The 1,415-nt window shown below is 58.2% G+C and carries 1 protein-coding gene and 2 pseudogenes; all 3 read right to left on the reverse strand.

Translation table 11 applies throughout. The features are described from left to right. Positions 1-283 (reverse strand): annotated as a pseudogene (locus G9463_RS23640) (NAD(P)/FAD-dependent oxidoreductase); the annotation flags it as partial. Positions 284-555: 272 nt separating this feature from the next. Beyond that, positions 556-1,251 carry a ThuA domain-containing protein gene (locus G9463_RS23645; protein WP_165897998.1) on the reverse strand — a complete coding sequence of 232 codons (696 nt, stop codon included), beginning with the start codon at positions 1,249-1,251 and terminating at the stop codon, positions 556-558. Between the two features lie 63 nt (positions 1,252-1,314). Then, a pseudogene (locus G9463_RS23650) lies at positions 1,315-1,415 on the reverse strand (IS1595 family transposase); the annotation flags it as partial.

Raw genomic sequence — 1,415 nt, forward strand, 5'->3', positions numbered from 1 at the left:
AGTCGGCGAGGGCCACTTCTTGGGCGTCGGTGTCGATGCCGACGACCTCGTCCTGAATAAATGACGTCGACGGCTGCTTGATTTCGTGGACAGGGATGGCGATGTTCTCCTGCACGCTCGGGTCCCGAATGCAGCGGTGTGACTCGTGTAAAACCAGATGATAGTCCGTCTCAGAAACCCACGTGACATCGACGTCCGTCTCACCATCTAGCTCGTCCTCTAAACTCTTTATTGCCCCCGCGCCAGCGTACCCCGCACCGAGCACGACCACGTTCTCTGTCATAGGCCACTCTCCGGAGTCATTAGATACAAACCCTTTGGAATCGGTCCACGGCTTTGCTGTTGTCCTCGCATGCTGGCTCGCGGTTGTGACCCAGTCCCCTAAGTTTGCAGTCACCTTCGCTCCCCCCTCCTGAGCGCAAACAGTTCCTACCGTTCCTGAAACCCCCTCCTAATCACCTACGTGCGGATTCAGGCCGCCGTTTCCAGCCAGTCAATTGAATAGGAGACGGGTCATCCGGGGGCCAATGGCTAGCATAACAATTGTGCTGCTTGTCAGGACTGTCCGGCGCAGGGGCGGTCGGGCTCATTCGGCGCGGCCCACGTAACGGCGTTGTGCAAGAGCTTCTGGACGACCGGCCGGTGGTACACTGGAAACGTCTCGTGGCCGGGCTGAAAGTAGAAGATTCTTCCTGCATCACGGTAGTAACAACACCCGCTGGGAAACACCGTGCCGTCGTCACACCAACTTACAGTCACCAGCGTGTCCGGTGTCGGCAGGTCGAACCCCTTTCCGTAGATCTCGGCACGTTCGAGTTCGAACTCCTCGGGTAGTCCATCGGTAATAGGATCGCTCGCTTCGACGACCCAGACGTGCTCACGCTCGCCCTCCTCGCGCCGGCGCAGGGTGCCAGTCCCCCCCATGAGTGCCTCGAACGGCTTCGACTCGTGACTGGAATGGAGCGGGATGAACCCCATCCCGTCACGGACGGCCTGCTCGACGCGGTTCGCAGTCGCATCGCTAACAACATCGTGGGCGATATCGCTCCACCACAGTAACACATCAGTTTCGGCGAGCACCGTCTCGGTCAGTCCGTGGGCTGGGTCATCGAGTGTCGCTGTCTGAACGGTGTGGCCGTACGAAGTAAGCGTCTCAGCCAACGTCGTGTGGATCCCGTCGGGGTACATCGCATTGGCCGGGCCTGTCGCCCGTTCATGCTGATTTTCGTTCCACACGGTGACTGCAACCATACAAGAATACACTGAATAACCGGAGAAAAATATGGCTCGCTCATGCGTAGCACATTGTTGATTTCACAGCGTCGCTCGAACAGCGTGTTTGAGAGCAGCTCGGCCTGGTTTCCGAAACAGCTCTCGACGTAGCTGAAACGCTCTGAGATACTGTGGTAGCTTGT

The organism is Haloarcula sp. JP-Z28, assembly GCF_011440255.1.
GTDB classification, from domain to species: Archaea; Halobacteriota; Halobacteria; order Halobacteriales; family Haloarculaceae; genus Haloarcula; species Haloarcula marismortui.

Bases quoted from the DNA above. Each gene is read 5' to 3' on its own strand.
- G9463_RS23645 (WP_165897998.1), bottom strand. From the start codon at position 1,251: ATGGTTGCAGTCACCGTGTGGAACGAAAATCAGCATGAACGGGCGACA.